Source organism: Pinirhizobacter sp. (assembly GCF_036499745.1).
In the GTDB taxonomy this organism is placed as follows: Bacteria; Pseudomonadota; Gammaproteobacteria; order Xanthomonadales; family Rhodanobacteraceae; genus Pinirhizobacter.
This window is the reverse complement of sequence record NZ_DASYDG010000035.1, coordinates 28,103-45,166: the sequence shown is the minus strand read 5'-3', so window position 1 is coordinate 45,166 and position 17,064 is coordinate 28,103. Positions and strand designations below refer to the sequence as shown.

Genomic DNA, 17,064 nt, shown 5'->3' with positions numbered 1-17,064 from the left:
CGTACCGGTGGTGGTGGATTCCAGGTAGCCGTCCTTCATCAGGTAGGTCACCTGGTACTGGTCCACGCGACCGCCGCCGGACAGGTACTGGTACGCCACCACGTTGCCTTCGGCGTCGTAGCCGGCCACGCCATCGGGGCCTACGTACTGCACAGTGCTCTGCAGGCTCAGGCTGCCCCAGGTCGCCTGCGACTGGGTCGGCGGCGTGGCGGGAACGGTACTGTCCCCGCCCGTCCCATCCCAGCCACTGGCATGGCCATAGGTGGCCTCGCGGGCCAGCCGGCCCACCGCATCGTAGGTGTCGAAGGTGGCCGTGCTGACATCCCCGCCCACATCGATGGAGGACTCGCCCAGGGTATGGCCCGGGTCATTGGGGTCCGGCTTGCCGGTGCCGACATCATCGATGGTGGTGCCGATGGCGTAGTACTGCACATCGGAGATCAGATGGCCTACCGCGTCGTAGGTGCGCAGTTCTTCCACGCCCTTGCTTACTGAGCCGGTGGTGACGTCCACCGTGTAATTGGCCTGGAGCAGCTCGCCACGCAGGTCATAGATATTGGCCTGTTGCAGTACGTCGCCGGTGCCCGTCGCCGTGCGCTGGTAGATCACATTGCCGGCTGCGTCGTAAGCGTTGGAGTACGAGTTGGGCGCGTCCGTAACGATGATCTGGCCGTTGACGACTTTGCCGTTCGACACCACGACGCGGTTGTCACCATCGTAGGTATACCAAGCGTCCTGGCTGCCCGTGGCGCTGGTGGCCGTGACCTCGCGACGGTTGCCGGCGGCATCGTAGCTGTAGGTCTCCGTCATCTGCACGGCGCCCGATCCATTGGTTACCACCGTCCCCGTCACCCGATTGTGGCTGTCGTAGGTGCTGGTGGTGATCGTGTGGACGGCCAGGCCTGCGCCGTCGTGGGTGATCGCTTCCTGGCGGGTCTGGTTGCCGTTGGCGTCGTGGCTGTAGGTATAACTGGAGCCGTCGCTGTAGCTGACCGAGGCAATCGAGCCGTTGGCGTTGTAGCTGGTGGTGGTGGTATTGCCGTCGCTTCCCGGCGGCGTCACGAAACCCGGAAGCGACTGGTCGGCCGAGGTCGGATTCCAGTTGTCGTGTTCACCGGTCTGCAAACCGGTGGTGGGGTCGTAGGTATAGGAGTAGCTCGCGCCGCTCAGGTCCGTGTGGGTCTGAACGCGGCCATAAGCGTCGTAGGTCCAGGTCTCCTGTTGGCTGCCATTGTCCGTGGTCGAGTTGTCGGCATCGGACTCGGAGACTAGGCGGCCATCGATATCGTAGCCATAGCTGGTCTGGATCTGGCCTGTCGCGGTCGTGGGCTGGTACACGTAGTTCCAGCTGGCGCTATCGACCAGTACCTGCCCCTCACCGTTGGTCTTGGCACTGACAGCGAAGACGGCAAAGGCTGCGCCCGGCGGCGCATTGGCGCTGACGGTGGAAGTGACGTAAGCGCCTCCATTGCCGTCGTTGATCAGGTTGCCGGCGCTAAAGCTCAACTCGTTGCCGTTGGCGTCGTACCAGATGACCAGCACCTGGCCACCTAGTTCCGCTCCATCAGGCTTGTTCAGCGATATGGAGATACTGGCGGTAATCTCCTGCCCGGGAATAACCGGCACCTTGTCCTGGTTGGTCAGCGTGCCCTGTCCGTTGCCGTTGAACTGGGCCACGGCCGGGCCGTTGTCGCCATTGGCCACGCCAATGGTCCAACCCGGATCCTTGTCCCAGCCGGTATCGCCATTCTCGAAATTGGAGTTGCTCGGCTGCAGCGTGAAGCTGCTGCCGGAGGGCTGTGAGAAGTAGTTGGCACCCGTATTGACCAGTGACGGATCCGGGACGTAGTTCCACTGGAAGCTGTCGAGCGTGATCGGATCGCCGGTGGTGTTGTGGCAATTGACGCCTATCGCGGCGTAGGCAGCGCCCTGGAGCGCGGTGCCTGTAACGGAGAGGGTGTCAAAGCCCGAGCCCGAGCCATCGAAGGTTCCGGTGGAATAACCGATGAGCTCGTGGTTGGCGTCGTACCAGGCGATGATGGCTGTGCCACCCGCATCCCCCGCATCGGCGGTGCCTTGACCGAAGCGGAGCGACGCCGTGATTGTCTGGCCTGCCACCACGGGTACCTGGTTCTGGTTGATCAGGTTGCCGCTGTTGTCGAACTCGTTGCCTGGATTGATGAATTGCGCCCCGCCGCCGGTTTCGCCGAACGGCCCGAAGTAGAACCCGGGATCCGCCGTCCAGCCCGAACTTGGATCAGCGTCATCGAAGCTGGCATTGGTCGGGTTGGTCTGGATAGGCACGACGGCGCCCGCTTCGCTGACGGCTCGCTGTGCGCCGGTCTGCGTCCAGATGATCCGGCCCTGGCTGTCATAGCCATCAAAGTTGGCGTGGAGCATCGCCGCCTTCGCGTCGCCCGACTGCAACGCGGTGTAGCCGATGGCGTCATAGGTGGTGATGCGGTTGCCGGCCTGGTCCAGGACATAAAACTCCTGGACAGTCTCCACAAGTGTGCCGGCCGCGGCGCCGAAATCGCCCTGGGCCGTGACCTGCCCCTTGGCATTGAACTGGGTAAATGTGATGTGTCCCAGGCCATCCTGGGCGGCCACGGCATTGCCCAGGCTGTCATAGGCCACCAACGATGTGTTGCCCACACCGTCCACTGTGCTTGTGACCTGATCCAGGCTGTCGTAGGTGTTGAGGGTGACGTGGCCGTCCTCGTCCACCGTCCGGATCAGCGTGTCATTCAGGTCGTAACCGTAAGTCTTCGTCGGGGCTTGGGTGGTGAGCTGGCCGTACTCGTCTACCACGTCCACCGCGGGGCCCGACTGGCTGGTCAGCTGGTTGAGTTCGTTGTAGGTGTAGGTGGTTACGCCGCCGTTGGCGTCGGTGGACGACAGCAGGTTGCCCCAGCGGTCGTAGCTGGCCGTGATGGCGGGATTTTCGCCGGTGGCGGCGTTGGTGGCCGGGGCAACTTCCGAGGTAACGCGGCCATCGAGGTCCAGCGTATAGCCGGTGTACACCGTGCCGCCGTCTACCGGGTGGGTATCGCGCACCAGCTGGCCGGCCAGGTTATAGGCGTAGTGATGCGTTACGCCCGTCTTCGGATCGATGGCAGTGATCTGGTTGCCCGCGGCATCGAAGGTGGCGCTGGAGATGACATTCACCGTGTCGCCCGCTGTCACCACTTCGCCAAACGCGTCGTAGGTTTTGCTGCTACCCGCCTCGGCCTGCGTCCCCCGCACCGTCTGCGTGGAAAGCTGCTGGCCCGCGGCGTCGTAGGTGGTGGTGGTAACGACGGTGCTGGCCTGGCCGTTGACGTCGCTCAGGATGGTGGTGATGCTGGTCTGGTTGCCCGCCGCGTCGTAGGTGTAGCGGGTGTCGTCCTTTTCGGTGCTCCAGTTGATCGGCTGACCGTCGGGTGAAACCGCCGAGGCCACCAGGCGGTTGGAGTCGTCGTAAAGGCTGTAGGTGGCCACCGAGGGGCCACCCGCCGTGGACGACTGGGTCTGCACGACCTTGTTGCCGAACACGTCGTACTGGTAGGTCATCACCTGCGAGGCACTGGTGTAGAGCGCCGGGTTGTCGAGCGTCCAGCTGGGGTTGGCGACAAGCAAGGCCTGCCAATTGGACACAAGCACCTGCTCGGGCGGCGCGGTGACGCTCAGGATCCGACCCGCAGCGTCGTAGGTGGTGGTGACCGTACGACCGTCCTGGGTCTGTTGAACCACACGTCCGGCGTTGTCGTAGACGTAACTGGTGGTGCTGGTGCCATGGATGGCAGTGCCCGAGGCATCCACGTAGCTGCGACTGCTGGTCTGGGCCAGGATGCGGCCGGCGCTGTCGTAGCTCGTCGTCGTGGTGCGGTCGGGACCCGTGCCCGCGTCTCCGTCCTCGGGAACAGCCGGCATGCTGCCGCCGGCAGTGAGGCCTGCGGTGCTGATGGCCCGCGCATACTGCGTGGTCGAGGCCACGGCCCCCGTGGCGTCATAGCTGGTGGTGGTGACGTAGCCAGTCGGGTCGACCGACATCAGCGCCCGACCGGCGTTGTCGTACCAGGTGTACGTCGTGGCCCAGACGGCATCAGCCTGTCCGGGAGTACCTTGCACCAGCACCGACTGACTGGTCCGCTCACCGAAGATGTCGTAGGTGTAGGTGGTGACCGGGCTACCGGTGGCGGTGGTGCCGTCCGCCTTCATGTAGGTGATCGAGGGCTGCGTCACGGAGGTGACGTTGCCTTGCAGGTCGAAGGTGGTGGTGATGGTGCGGTCCTGGCTGGACGGCAGCAAAGCACCCTGGATGGCCGAAGCGCTTAGCGGCTTCGGACCGAAGTCACCCAACAGGCTGATGACGTCGATCGGCTGCGCGTAACGCGTTGCGGACGTGCGATCTCCGAAGGCATCGTACTGGTAGGCCGTGACATAGCCATTGGCATCGATTTCATCCACAACCCGACCATCGGCGTCATAGGCGGTGTAACTGGCGTTGCCGTTGGCATCGACGCTGACGGCAACCTCGCCAAAGCTGTTGTAGAGGGTGGTCGTGCGGGTGGTACCTGAGTTCTGGACCTCCCCGCTGTCAGGCACGATGCTGCCGTACTTCGTGGACTGGGAAATCAGACGACCATGTTCGTCGTAGTCATACAACACGTCTTCTTCGGCCCGTGACCGCGAGCCGGTGACGGACATTTCGATCACGTCGCCATTGGCGTCGTAGTAGTACTGGGTCACCGAATGATCGTAGGAATATCCCGATTCACCGATGGTCGCCGTGGCCGCGCCCGTCAATGGGTCGATGGCCAGGTTGGCGACGTCCGGTCCGTCGACCTCTATAAGCTTGTCGTTGGAGTAGTAGTAGCTGGTGAGGTTGCCGTCGCCGTCCCGGGATGTCACCTTCTGATTGGATGAGTTGTACGTGTACTGGGCCGTCGGAGTGGTCGAGGCGCCGTTGTATACGGCCACGACACGACCGAGGTCGTCGTACACCTGGCGGATCGAGCGCACATCGTTGACGCCTGGATTGGCCGAAACAATCGCGGCGACAAGTGCGCTCTGGCTCGTTCCCGCGCCGACCTGGACGGCATGGGCATACGTGGTGGTGGTCAGGACGCGGCCATCGCTATCACGGGTATACGCGGTGACCGCGCCTGTGGGGTCAACGCTATAGACCAGTTCGCCCGCCGCATCGAACCACTGCAAGGTGCTGCGCTGCTCCGCATGCCCGGCCAGATAGCTGGCAAGGGTGGCCGTGGTGGCCGAAGTACCCAACTCGGACAACGGTACCAGCGTGGCGTAGACGCGCTCGGCCGTGACGTTGCCATCGGCATCGTAATCGTGCTCGGTGACGATCCCGCCCGAAACACCATTGACCAGGCCGCTGCTCACCGAGTACTGGACCCGGCCAAGGCCGTCGTAGAAATTCCACGTGGTGCGCGCGCTGGAGGCATTCGCGCCGGCCTGGGAAAGTGCCAACGTGATATCAGTCGAAGTAGCCGAGCCTGCGGCCATGCTTGAAGCAAGGGCCGCATCCACGGTAATGGGCGCGGCAAAGTTAACCTGCTCGGCCGCCTGGCCGGCGTCGTTATAGACGATCTGGGTGACCACGCCCGTCGGGTCGATGCTATAGGCGAGCTGGCCAGCGGCGTTGTAGACGTTGTAGCTGGTGCGATCGTCCGCCGAAGTAACCGGCTCACTGACACCTTCCATCACTTCATTCAGGGTTCCGCTACTGAGTTCGTTCGCATACTGCGTGGTGCTGACCAACTGGCCGTCGGCATTGTATGAGTTACCGGAGTACCGCCATGCACCGGTCGCAACCGCGCTATCGAAGCCTTCCACGCCCGGATTTGTGGCCTGGTAGATCAACTCGTTGGCCTCGTTGTAACTGTAGATCGTTACGCTGTCGCCCTGGGCCTTGTACGTGACGTTTCCATTGGCATCGTAGGTATACGAGATCGACGGCGTACCGTCGTCGAAGGCCTGTGTCGTGATCCGACCCAGCAAGTCGTAGGAGTTATAGATGGCCGAACCGTTGCGTCCGTCGGAGATGTAGGTCGTCGTGAGGTTGTTGAAAGTGTCGTAGACGAACTGTTCGGAAAGCGTGGCGTCACTGGAATCAGCTGGATTGTGGATCGTCTCGAAAACCTTCCGGCCTGCACCGTCATAGGTAAGGGAGGTTTCCACACCGGTGGGATCGACCTCCACATCCATCGCGCCATATCCGTTGTACTGGTAGGTCGTGGTGCGGTTCAGGCCCGTGGGGTCGACCACCTGGGTAAGCACGCGCCCGACAGCATCGTAGGTGTAGTCGGTCTTGACGCCATTGAAATCGATGCTCTCGGTCAGGTTGCCGAGCGAGTCGTAGGCCTGGCTTGACTCGCTGCCATCGGCCCGAATGGTCTCCAGCAGGCGACCGTCCGCATCGTAGTGATAGTTCGTCGTTCCCGTTGCAGGCGTGGTGATAGAAACGAGTTGGCCTTCCCGGCTATAGGTCGACGTGGTGACTACGCCATCGGGCTGCGTCACCGTCATGCTGCGGTTCGCATCGTCATAGCTGAAGGTGGTCTCCCGGCCCATGGCATCGATGCCTGTGAGCTGGCCGCCCCACGCGTCATAGGTGGCCGTGGACTGGCGTACCTGCCCGGCTACTTCCTGGCTGCTGCCGATCTGGCGGCCGAGTTCGTCGTAAGCATAGGTAGTGGTATTGCCGTCGCCATCGTTATAGCTGGCGCGGTTACCGTACGCATCGTAGGACCAGTCCTGGTCGCGGAGCACGGTCGTGTTGGAGCCGCCACTGGGACCGCACCCGTAAGTGATTTCATCGATTTGCTCGGTTTGCTCGATAACGTTGCCGCGCCCGTCATACGCGTAATGCGTGCCGCCCGAGTTGCCCGAGCCGTAAGGCATTTCATCCTTGATGAGGTCGCCAAAACCATCGTACGTATATGCGTTCTGATGGTTGCTACCATCCACCGTCGAAGCCACGTTGCCGGCCCCGTCGTAGCTGTACCGCATGACATCGTCCTGGTCGTCGCCTTGCTGGCTCAGATCCCATACCGCGTCGACGACATCCGAATAGGACTTGCTTGCCAATTGCGACATGTTGAGCAGGGCGGCGTACCTGGTCTCCTGGCTGACCTCGCCGAAGTCGTCGTGGTCCGTCTCGGTAACTTCCCCGAATGCGTTCTGCGTGCCATCGGAGCCAGGCTCGCCGACGATGGTGAAGCCCAGGCGATTGTCGGCGTCGTAGACATACCAGATGGTATTGCCTGCGTTGTCGGTCTGGGTAAGACGGTTACCCGCGGCGTCATAGGTGAATTGGGTGACGGCGAGCATAGGATCGGTGGTGCTGACGAGATTGCCGCGGGTGTCGTAGACCATGGTGGTGGTACGCGCATCGGCGGTGCCGGCACCGACCGTCGTCGACAACGTCCTGCCCGCCTGGTCATAGCTATGGACCGTAATCGTGCCCTGCTCATCGGTCGAGGTCAGCAACTCGCCATAGGCGTCATAGGTGCCGCTGGTATCGCGATGTCCGCCCGCCTGCACACTGGCCAAAGCGTCAGCCATCGAGCCACGATCGGTCGCGGGAACGACGTTTGCATAGCGTTGGGTCGACTGGAGATTGCCGTCATTGTCGTAGGCATACGTGGTGAGGTAGCCGGCGGCATCGACCTGGCCAAGTAGTTGGCCAAGACCATCGTAGAAACTCGCACTCGATTGCCTGGCGCTGTCCGCCGGAATATCCAGCGACAGGTTTGCTGATCGACTGGTGGCTTGCTCAGCGTAGGTCGTGCTGGCCACCACATGGCCCGCACCGTCGTAGCCGAAGGTGGTCAGGAAACCATCAGGGTCGATGACGCCGGTTCTACGCCCGTCGGCATCGAGCACATAGGTGATGGTACGAACGGCATTATCGCTGACGTCCGTGGCCGTGGCGCTTACCAGGCGCGAGGCGCCATCGTAGCTATAGCTGGTGACTTCGCCGGCGGCCACGTATTGGGCGTTGGAGCCCATCGATTCCACGGTCACGACCTGGCTCACGCGGCCGGCGGTGTCGTAGCTCGTCAGGACGAACCGATCGCCGTAGCCCGCGTTGTATGTCCCAATATCCGGATCGAGATTCTCATCGGCCAGCCACTGAGCCGTGTCGTATCCCGTTTGATTCGCGCCAGTGTAGACACCAACCTGGGCCACGACACGACCGGCAGCATCGCGGAGATAGCGCGTGACGTGGCCTATCGCGTCGACCGTCGCGACAACATTGCCGACAGCGTCGTAAACGGTGAACGTGGTCTGGTCATTCGGGTCGGTGACGGCAACCTGACGGCCAGCCCTGTCGTAGGTGTAACTGGTGGCCTGGGCCGTCGCGCCGGCGGCAGCCAATGCCGCCGCGATGCTTGCGGGGGTCGCATTGCCGGACTCGGTAAGCGCAATTCCCCGGTCAAAAGTGCTCGTGGATAGCGTACGGCCGACGGCATCGTAGGTGTAGCCGGTGACGACCAGCACCGTGTTGCCCGCGACCGTGGTCGGAACCAGGACATAGGCCACGCGGCCGTCGGCATCGTAGACATCGTAATTGGCGCGAGCGCTCGCGTCGGCGTCGCCTGCGGAAGCCAGCAGGCTCTGGACGGCATCTACCGCGGCCTGCCCGCCAGCCTGTATCACCGACGGATCCACCATGATGGATTGGGCATAAGCCAGCGTGGCGGTGACGCGGCCACTGGCGTCGTAGCGGGTTTCGATGACCTCACCTCGGGCGTCGATGGCGTAACGCTGCCGCCCATCGGCGTCGTAGACGAACGAAGTGGTCTGGTCATTCGACGAGGCCAGTGCAGCCACGTCCGTCGGCAGGTCCGCCATGTTTGCCAGCGGGGTCAACAGGCTTGCATAGGCGCGTGTGGCGACTACCCGGCCATCGGCGTCGTACCAGCGTTGGGTCACCGCGGCCAGGTCGTCGCCAGCAGGCGACAGCGTATAGACAAGTTCACCGGCCTCGTCGTACACGTTGCGAGTGACCAGGTTCAGTGGATCGGTGGTGCTGACCAGGCGTCCGTCGCCGTCGTAGGCATAGCTGGTGCTCAGCGCCAGACCAGCGGGATCCTGGGTGGTCTGGGCGAGCCGGCCGAGAGCATCGTAGGTGTACTGGGTGGTGACTGCGCCGTCGCCGGTACCCAACGTCTGGGTCACCACGTTGCCCTCGCCGTCGTAGGCCCAGGCAGTGGTCAGGTTGAGCGGATCGGACGATAGGGGGCCGATGCCGTAGAGTCCGTCGCTCGAACCCGTGCCCGCCTCGCCCGGATCCACCACCTGGGTCAACACGCGACCATCGGCGTCATACGTGAACACGGTAACCGTGCCGTTGGCGTCGGTGGTGCTGAGCTCGCGGCCTGCCCCATCGTATTGATAGGTCGTTGTCTGATTCAGGCCATCCGGGTCGACGACGCGGGAAAGCACGCGCTGGTCGGCGTCGTAGTAGGTGTCGACCGTATTTCCGCTGGCATCGGTGATCGTGACCTTGCCGTGGGCGTCGTCATGGCTGACGAAGGTTTCATTGCCCAGGGCATCGAAGCTCCCGGTGAGGCGACCGTCCCCGTCGTAGCTGTAGGTCGTGGTGCCGCTGGCGTTGGTTAGGCTGACCGTGTCGCCGAGGATATCGGTGACGGTGGTCACCGACACGCCTTCCGGAGTGGTAATGGTGATCGAACGCGCCTGTACGTCGTAGACGTACTGAGTCACCGCACCCATGGCGTCGGTCTGGCTCACCGTGCGACCAAAAGCGTCATACGTCGTCTGGGTTGTCCGGGCATGGCCGGCAACCGTGATGCTGCTGCCGACGACCTGGCCAAGCCCGTCGTAGCTGAATGTCGTAGTCACCCCATTGCCGTCCGTCGACGTCACCAGTCGGCCGAAGGCGTCGTAGGTGGCCGAGTGGGTCACGGCGAGTGCGGTACCGGCGGCGTCGATTTGCCCAACCTGATTGCCGACGGCATCGTACTGATAGGTGCTGATGCGGCTGTCATCGACGGTCAGTGGCTGGCCGGGAAGCGAAACTTGCTTCTGGGTAGCAACTACCTCGCCAAAGGCATCATAGGTGGTGGTCGTTGCATAGACGTCTCCGTCGATGATCGTCGCAACGCGCCCGTCGGCGTCATAGGCATAGGAGGTCTGTGCGTCCGGATCACCCGCGGCGCCCACCAGGCTTGCAGCGACTGTGGCCACCTGCGCCGCTGTTGCCACGCTGGGATCGAAATGAGTGGCATCGACCGTGCCGCTATGGTCGATCGCCAGCGGCGCACTGTGATGTAAGGTCGAAGTCAGTTCGCCGAAGGAATCATAGGCGTAGACGCAGACATCGCCCGACTGGTTCGGCGTGCCCGAGCCATCGGGTTGGCCCTGGATCGTGTAGTTCACCCGGCCCATCGCGTCGTAAAAATAGTAGAGCGTGTTGCCCGAGCCATTCGTGCTGGACGTGACTCGGCCATCGGCATCGAAGGTCTGGGCGGTGACCAGGTTTGCCGCGTCGGTCGACGATGTCTTTTCGCCGAAGGAATCGTAGGTGGCCGAGGTTTCGTAGGTTTTGCCCAACGAGATGGTGCTGGTGGTATCCACCTCTCCCGTCGCGTCGATGGTGTAGGTGTACTGCGTCACCGTGCCATCGGCGCCGGTGACCTGAGTGGCCCGTCCATCGGCGTCATATCGAGTCGTCGTGGTCTGGTCGCCCTGGATCGAGGCCAGCTGTGCGAGCAGGTCAGCGGACGTCTCGTTTCCGGTCAAGCCGCTCACTTGTGACGGCGTCAACGGTGCCGCATGGCGTGTCACCATTTCGATGTTGCCTGCCTGGTCATGGGTCCAGGTGGTGAGATAGCGGTCCGCGTCGATCGAGGCGGTCAACTGGCCGGTGCCATCGTAGAAATTCAGGGTGGTCTGGTCGCCGGCATCGGTGCCAGCCATGCCCTGCAGTGCCGGGACGGACGTCGACAAGCTCACCGAGCCGGCGTTCGGGATGGCGTTGGCGAACGCCACCACCTTCGCGATCTGGCCCAGCGTGTCGTAGGTATTCACCGTGAGGTAACCCGCCGCATCGATCTGTGCGACCGGGCGGTTGTCGGTGTCGTAGAAGTAGCTGGTGGTCCGATCCTGCGCCGATGGCGCCGGGGTTATCACTGTTGACGGCGCAGAAGCCAGCGCGCTCAACTGCTGCGCACTAAGTGGCGTCGCCCAATCGGTTTGGCGAACGACATTCCCTGCACCGTCGTACTCGCGCGTGCTTACGTACCCGAGCGGATCGACGACGGCCACGACCTGCCCCGCCTCGTCATAGACGGAAACAGCTGTACGATCCTGCGCCGAGCTGCTGGGCGTGTACGTGGCGGGAAAAGTGCTAGCAAGCGCGCCCGCCTGCAGCCATGCCGTACTCGTGGCGGCAGGCACGGTGGCCTGGTATTGAGTGGTGGCAACGACCTGCCCAGCCGCGTCATAGCGGTAGCCTGTCACTTCGCCGTCGGCGTCGATCGTGGTGCTCAGGCGCCCATCAGCGTCATAGAAGCGGAACGACGTCGCACCCGTCGGGTCGATCGTTGCTGCCGGCCGGCCAAGGGAATCGTAGAGGATCGTGGTGATTCGCCCCGACGTAGGTGCCGTACCCGTGCCGCCCGGACCCGTGCCGGTACCCACGTCGCCGCCTCCGGTTCCCGTGCCACCGTCGCCGCCATCGCCACCGTCCCCGCCCGTACCGGTCGACGTGTCGTACAGGGTGTCCAGCGTGGTCAGGGTGGGAGCTGCAGCCAATTGGGAGCGCTGGCTTTCAGTCAGGTCGGTGTCGTAGTGGCTGGTGCTGGTCAGCTGGCCCGTGCTGTTATAGCTTTCGATCGTGGTCTTGCCGCTGCTGTCCACCGATGCGGTGACCTGCCCTTGCAGGTTGTACAGCGTCAGGCTGACAAAATTCCCGCTGTCCGAAATATCCGTGAACAGCGCCGCCACGCCACCGTAGTAACCATGGCCCGCGGGCAAGGGCTCGCCATAATCCACGGAGGACATCTTGTGGCCATCGGCATCGTAGGTCATCACCACGACATGACCATCGGTGCCGATCGTGGCCAGCGCATTGCCAGCAGCGTCGTAGATCGTCTGCGAAACGCCATTGCCCTGCTGGATCGTCAGATCAGCCAGGATGCCGTCGATGGAGGGCGCCGTCGCAAGCTCCTGCATCTGGGCCGTGGTGAGGTGGTTGGTCACCGCTACCGTGTTGAGCGGATGGCCGTCGCTGTCGTTGGTGATCAGGGTGACAGCGCCGTTGACGGCGCTGGCGATCAAATAGCCGTTGGCGTCGTAGGCAGACACGGTGATCTGATCAGACGCGCCCGGCGTCACCAGCGCCTGCAGCTCGGCCAGGGTCTGGTTCTGGGCGAAGCTGGCCATCTGGGCGGCGGTCAGCTGGGCCGCGTACTGAACCTTGGAAAGCTGGTGACCCGAAGCGTCGTAGCTCATCACGGCGACATTGCCCAGGGTATCGACCGTGGCGAGCAGATTGCCGGCAGTGTCGTGGATCTGATAGTTCGTCACGTCCGAGGACGAGGGCGATACCGCCGCCTGGATTGATGCCGCCGTCGGCTCGTCAGTGATCGCCGACTGCTGAGCCGTCGTCAATGCGGTGGCGTAGGCCGTGGTGGACTGCAGATACCCGTTGGCATCGTAGATATTGATGGTGACGTGGCCAGAGCCATCCACCGACGCCACCAGGTGGCCTGCGTCGTCATACGCGTGGACGATGGCGGTGGATGGGTCGCTTGTCGGTAGCGCCGTCAGTACTTGCGATAGCGTCGGCGAGCCGCCAAGGGAGTTCATCGCGGTGGTGGTCAGGGGCAGGCCGTACGTGCGATCGACCAGCTGGCGGCCATCCGCATCGTAAGACCATGTCTGCACGCTTCCCGTGGGCGAGACGGTCGCAACGATGTTGCCCGATGCGTCGAACACCGACCACGTGGAACCGCTCGGCGTCGCCCCGGAAACCAGGGTCTGCAGCGAAGTCGCGCTGGGAGCCTGGTAGAACGTATCCAATGCCTGGCCCGCAACAGGCGTGTACGACGTGACCTGCGTCGCATGACCAGCGCTGTCGTATTGATAGCTGGTCAGGACGCCCTGCCAGGCGCCATCGACGAACTGGGAAACCAGGGTGGTACTGGGCGCCCCGTTGCTGGCATACGTGATGTAATCGTAGGCATTGCCAGACACTGCCGTGCCCGCGGCCGGCAGCGTGCTGTTCAGCGTGGCCTGGCTCGGCGCTGCGACCAGCGCATCGAATTGCGCTGCCGTGAGCTCCGTGCCGATGTGCTCGACCATATATGGCCGGCCCTGGCTATCGAAGGTGGTCAGGGTGACCTGCTCGGTGCTCGCACTGCCGCCCGCGATCACCGCAACGACGCGGCTGGAGCTATCGTAGATCTGGACCGAGCCATAATCGGACGAACCTGATACCAGGTAGCTGTTGAGCTTGTTGGTGGTCGGGTTGGAGGCCAGGGCAGCGGCCTGGGCCTGGGTCAGCGGCGTGGCGTGCGTGATCGTGCTGAGCAGGCGACTGGCAGTGTCGTAGCTGTAAACGGTGAACTGGGTACCGTTGCCGTCAACGCCATTGACCGGCGTGCCGACGGCAGCCAGGCGATCGTGGTCGTCGTAGATCCAGAAGCTGGTCTGGTCGTAGGCCGATCGCGTGACCGTGGAATTAATCTTCGACTGCGTGTCGTTGGCCAACAGCCCGGCGACTTGCGCAGCCGTCAACTGCGTGTTGTACACCGTCTGCGTGGTGACCTGGCTGTTCTGGTTATAGGACAGCGTGGTGATCTGGCCGCCGTACGACATCGTGGTCACGCCATTCGTCGTCGTGTATTGGGCGACGGGCATGACGGTGGCAATGATGGAACTGCTGCTGTCGCGCAGATACAAGGTGATTTGGTCTTGCGGCGTGCTTGTTACCGTGTCGCGAATATCGGGGAGGCTAGGCTCGGTACCGATGTTCGCCAGCTGCGCTGCGGTGAGCAGCGTGGCATGCACGTCGATCGACGTGAGGTTATTGGCATAGTCGAAATTGTAGGTCGTAACCTGCCCGTCGGCAGTCACCGTGGCGTATAGGTTGCCGTCGTCGTATACCTGGATGTAATTGCTACCAGTACCACCTGCGTTGATATCCGCCTGTAATGTCGTCAGCGAGGGCGAGTTGACGAGCGTGTTTCTCTGCGCTGTGGTCAGCGGGGTTGCGACCACGGTTTTGGACGCAAGCTGCCCGTTGCCGTTGTAGTAGAAGAGGACGACGTTGCGGTTGGCATCGACCGTGGCGATCACGCGTTCGTTCGCGTCGTACAGCGTCAGGGAAATCTGGTCCGATGCGTTGGTCTTCAGGTCCGCCTGCAGCGCGGAAAGCGTGGGAGTGTTGCCCAGGCTTGTGCGCTGCGCCGCCGTCAAGGTTTTGAAATAGATGCGCTGCTGAGTGACGTTGCCGGCGGCATCCCGTGTGTATTGGGTTGCGACGTTGTTCGGCGCGACCGTGGCTGCCAGGCGGCCGTTGCTGTCGTACACCCACAGTGTGATTGCATCGGTGCTGGTGGTGGTAACGACCGACTGGATCTGGGCCAGGGTCGGCGCGTTGCCGAGGCCGCTCATCTGCGACGCGGTCAACGCGGTGGTGTAAACGGTGGAATAGACTTCGTTGCCATTGGCGTCAAAGCCGTTCACGGTCACCATGCCGTTGGCGCCAACGGTAGCCAGCTGATGGCCGCTGCCATCGAACACGGTGCGTGTGGTGGCGTCGCCCGCGGCGACGCCGACGCTTGGAAGCCCTGACGGGTAGCTCGTGCCGAGCGAGCGGTCGTTCAACCAACCACTGGTATCCACGGCGGTGGCATAAACCGTCTGCGTCGTGCGGTTGCCCTGGGCATCGTAGAGGTAAGCGGTCTCCACGCCGGTCGGGCTCACGGTTCCGGCAACCCGGCCCTGGGCATCATAGAAGGTGTAAGTTGCCGCGTTGCTTCCATCGATGGACACAACGACGCGGCCATTGGAGTCGTAAAGAATGGTCGAATCGACCACCAGGGTGCCGCCGCTATCCTGGGTCTCATCGAGCATCACGACATTGGTCGCCCCACTGCCGGGCGTGCCCGTTCCCTGGATCACGCTGATCAGCTGACCGGCACTGTTGCTGAACTTCGACGTCACCAGGCCATTGGCCTGGTAGATCGCCACGCCATTGTGGGCATCGTCGTAGATATAGGTGGTGGTATTACCCAGGGCATCGGTGGTCGCCAGGATGCGGCCCATACCGTCATAGGCGTAGCTGGTCTGCTCGCTGACCGTGCGATCCTCACCTCGCAAGATGATCGACTGGCGCAATTGACCCTGCGCGTCGTAGACCGTCTTGTGGATGACGGTGCCGTCGTCCATCACGCCAACGCCCGAAGCGTCCACCGTGTCGTAGCTGATCTGCTGCAGCAGTTGGTCGCTGGCCGAATAGCTGTTGTCGACGCGGCTCATCAGGCCCAGCTTGGATTGCACGGCCGGGCTGGCGACCCAATCGGTAAGATCCTGCGCCGCGGGCGGGTTGCTCGCCGAGTAGCTGCTGGTATCGAAGTTGACGCCTCGATAGGCGACGGTGCTGGCCAGCACCGTCGCCCCGTTCAGCCCGGCACCGTAGATGTTCTGGATAACCGTGCCGGTCGGGTCGATGGTGAATTGCACGCGTTCGCCGGCATCGCGGACGAGATACGTGGTTTCCGCGCCGCCTGGCGCTACGTAGTCGGTGTCGCCGGGTTGGCCCTGTGCCTCTACGGTCCAGGTGGTGGTCGAAATCACCTGATCGGCAGCGTCATAGGTGTAGGTCACGACCTGGCCGGCACCGTTCTCCGACTGCACGAGGTTCCCGTGCGCATCGTAGGCGTAGGTGGTGAGGTTACCGCCGCCGTCCATCGCGCTGGTGAGGTTGCCTTCGGCATCGTAGGTATAGCTGGTGACGGGCGATGAGCCGTTGACCGCGGGCGACGTCACCGAAGCAAGGTTGCCATTGGCATCAAGCGCATAGACCCAGGCGTTGCCCTTGCCGTCAGTCAATGTGGTCTGGCCACTGGCATAGGTCAGGCTCGTCGTCGTCGCAGCGGATCCGGTACCCGTGGTGATCGAGGAAACCTGGAAGTCGCCGGCGGCATCCTGGGTATAGCCGTAGCTCACCACCGTGCCATCCGACTGGCTGACGCTGCTGACGCGCTCGCTTGAACCGTCATAACCGTAGGTCGTGCGGTAGATCGCGGCGCTGCTTTCCGAATCGGAATCGAGGTTGGTGGTGACGGTGGCCAGGCGACCGAGCGAGTCGTAGCCATACCAGACCTGCTCCCGCGTTACCGGCTGGCCGCCACCCGCAGGGGTGGCAGTGACGGTGAGGCTGGCAACCCGACCCGAGCTGTCATAGCCGACTGTCAACATGTCGCCATCGGCGGCGTGGATCTGGGTCAGCAGGCCGTTGTTGTAGCTGAAGCTGAAGCTGGCGCCGGTCTGGGTGTTCGATAGCGAGATCAGCTCACCGCTGGCGTTGTAGACCTCGTGTTGAAGGTTCGAACCTTCGGTCCAGGTCCACTGGGCGGACGACCCGCTCCAGGCCAGCGTATCCTCGGTACCCGCCTGGTCCTGGCTGACGTAAACGCCACGGGCGGCGTCGTAGGTGTACGTCGTCGTGCTGCCATCGGCGTCCGTCCGGACCACCGTACTGCCGGCGGTATCGAGCGTGCCCGTTGCCGTGCCGACGCTTTGCGAGAAGCCGAACCGCCAGTCCTGCCCGGCCAGCTGGCCCTGGCTGTTGTAGGTGCGGGTGAACGACAACTGGGTGCCGGCGAAGACCAGGCCCTGGTCGTTACCCTGCAACACCAGGTTACCGTTGGCCAGGTTGACGTAACCGGCAGCGTTACCCTGCCCGACCTGCGCAGATCCTCCAGACGATCCACCCAGCTTCTGCAGCGAGGTGTTGTCCAGACCCAGACCATTGCCTGCGATCACTGCGACCATCGAGTTGTCCCCTGGTTTGTGCGC

At 63.1% G+C, this 17,064-nt stretch carries 1 pseudogene; it reads right to left on the bottom strand.

Annotated features, from left to right (window positions below):
* Positions 1-17,040: pseudogene (locus tag VGM61_RS13455) on the bottom strand (DUF6531 domain-containing protein); the annotation flags it as partial.
* Positions 17,041-17,064 lie beyond the last annotated feature (24 nt).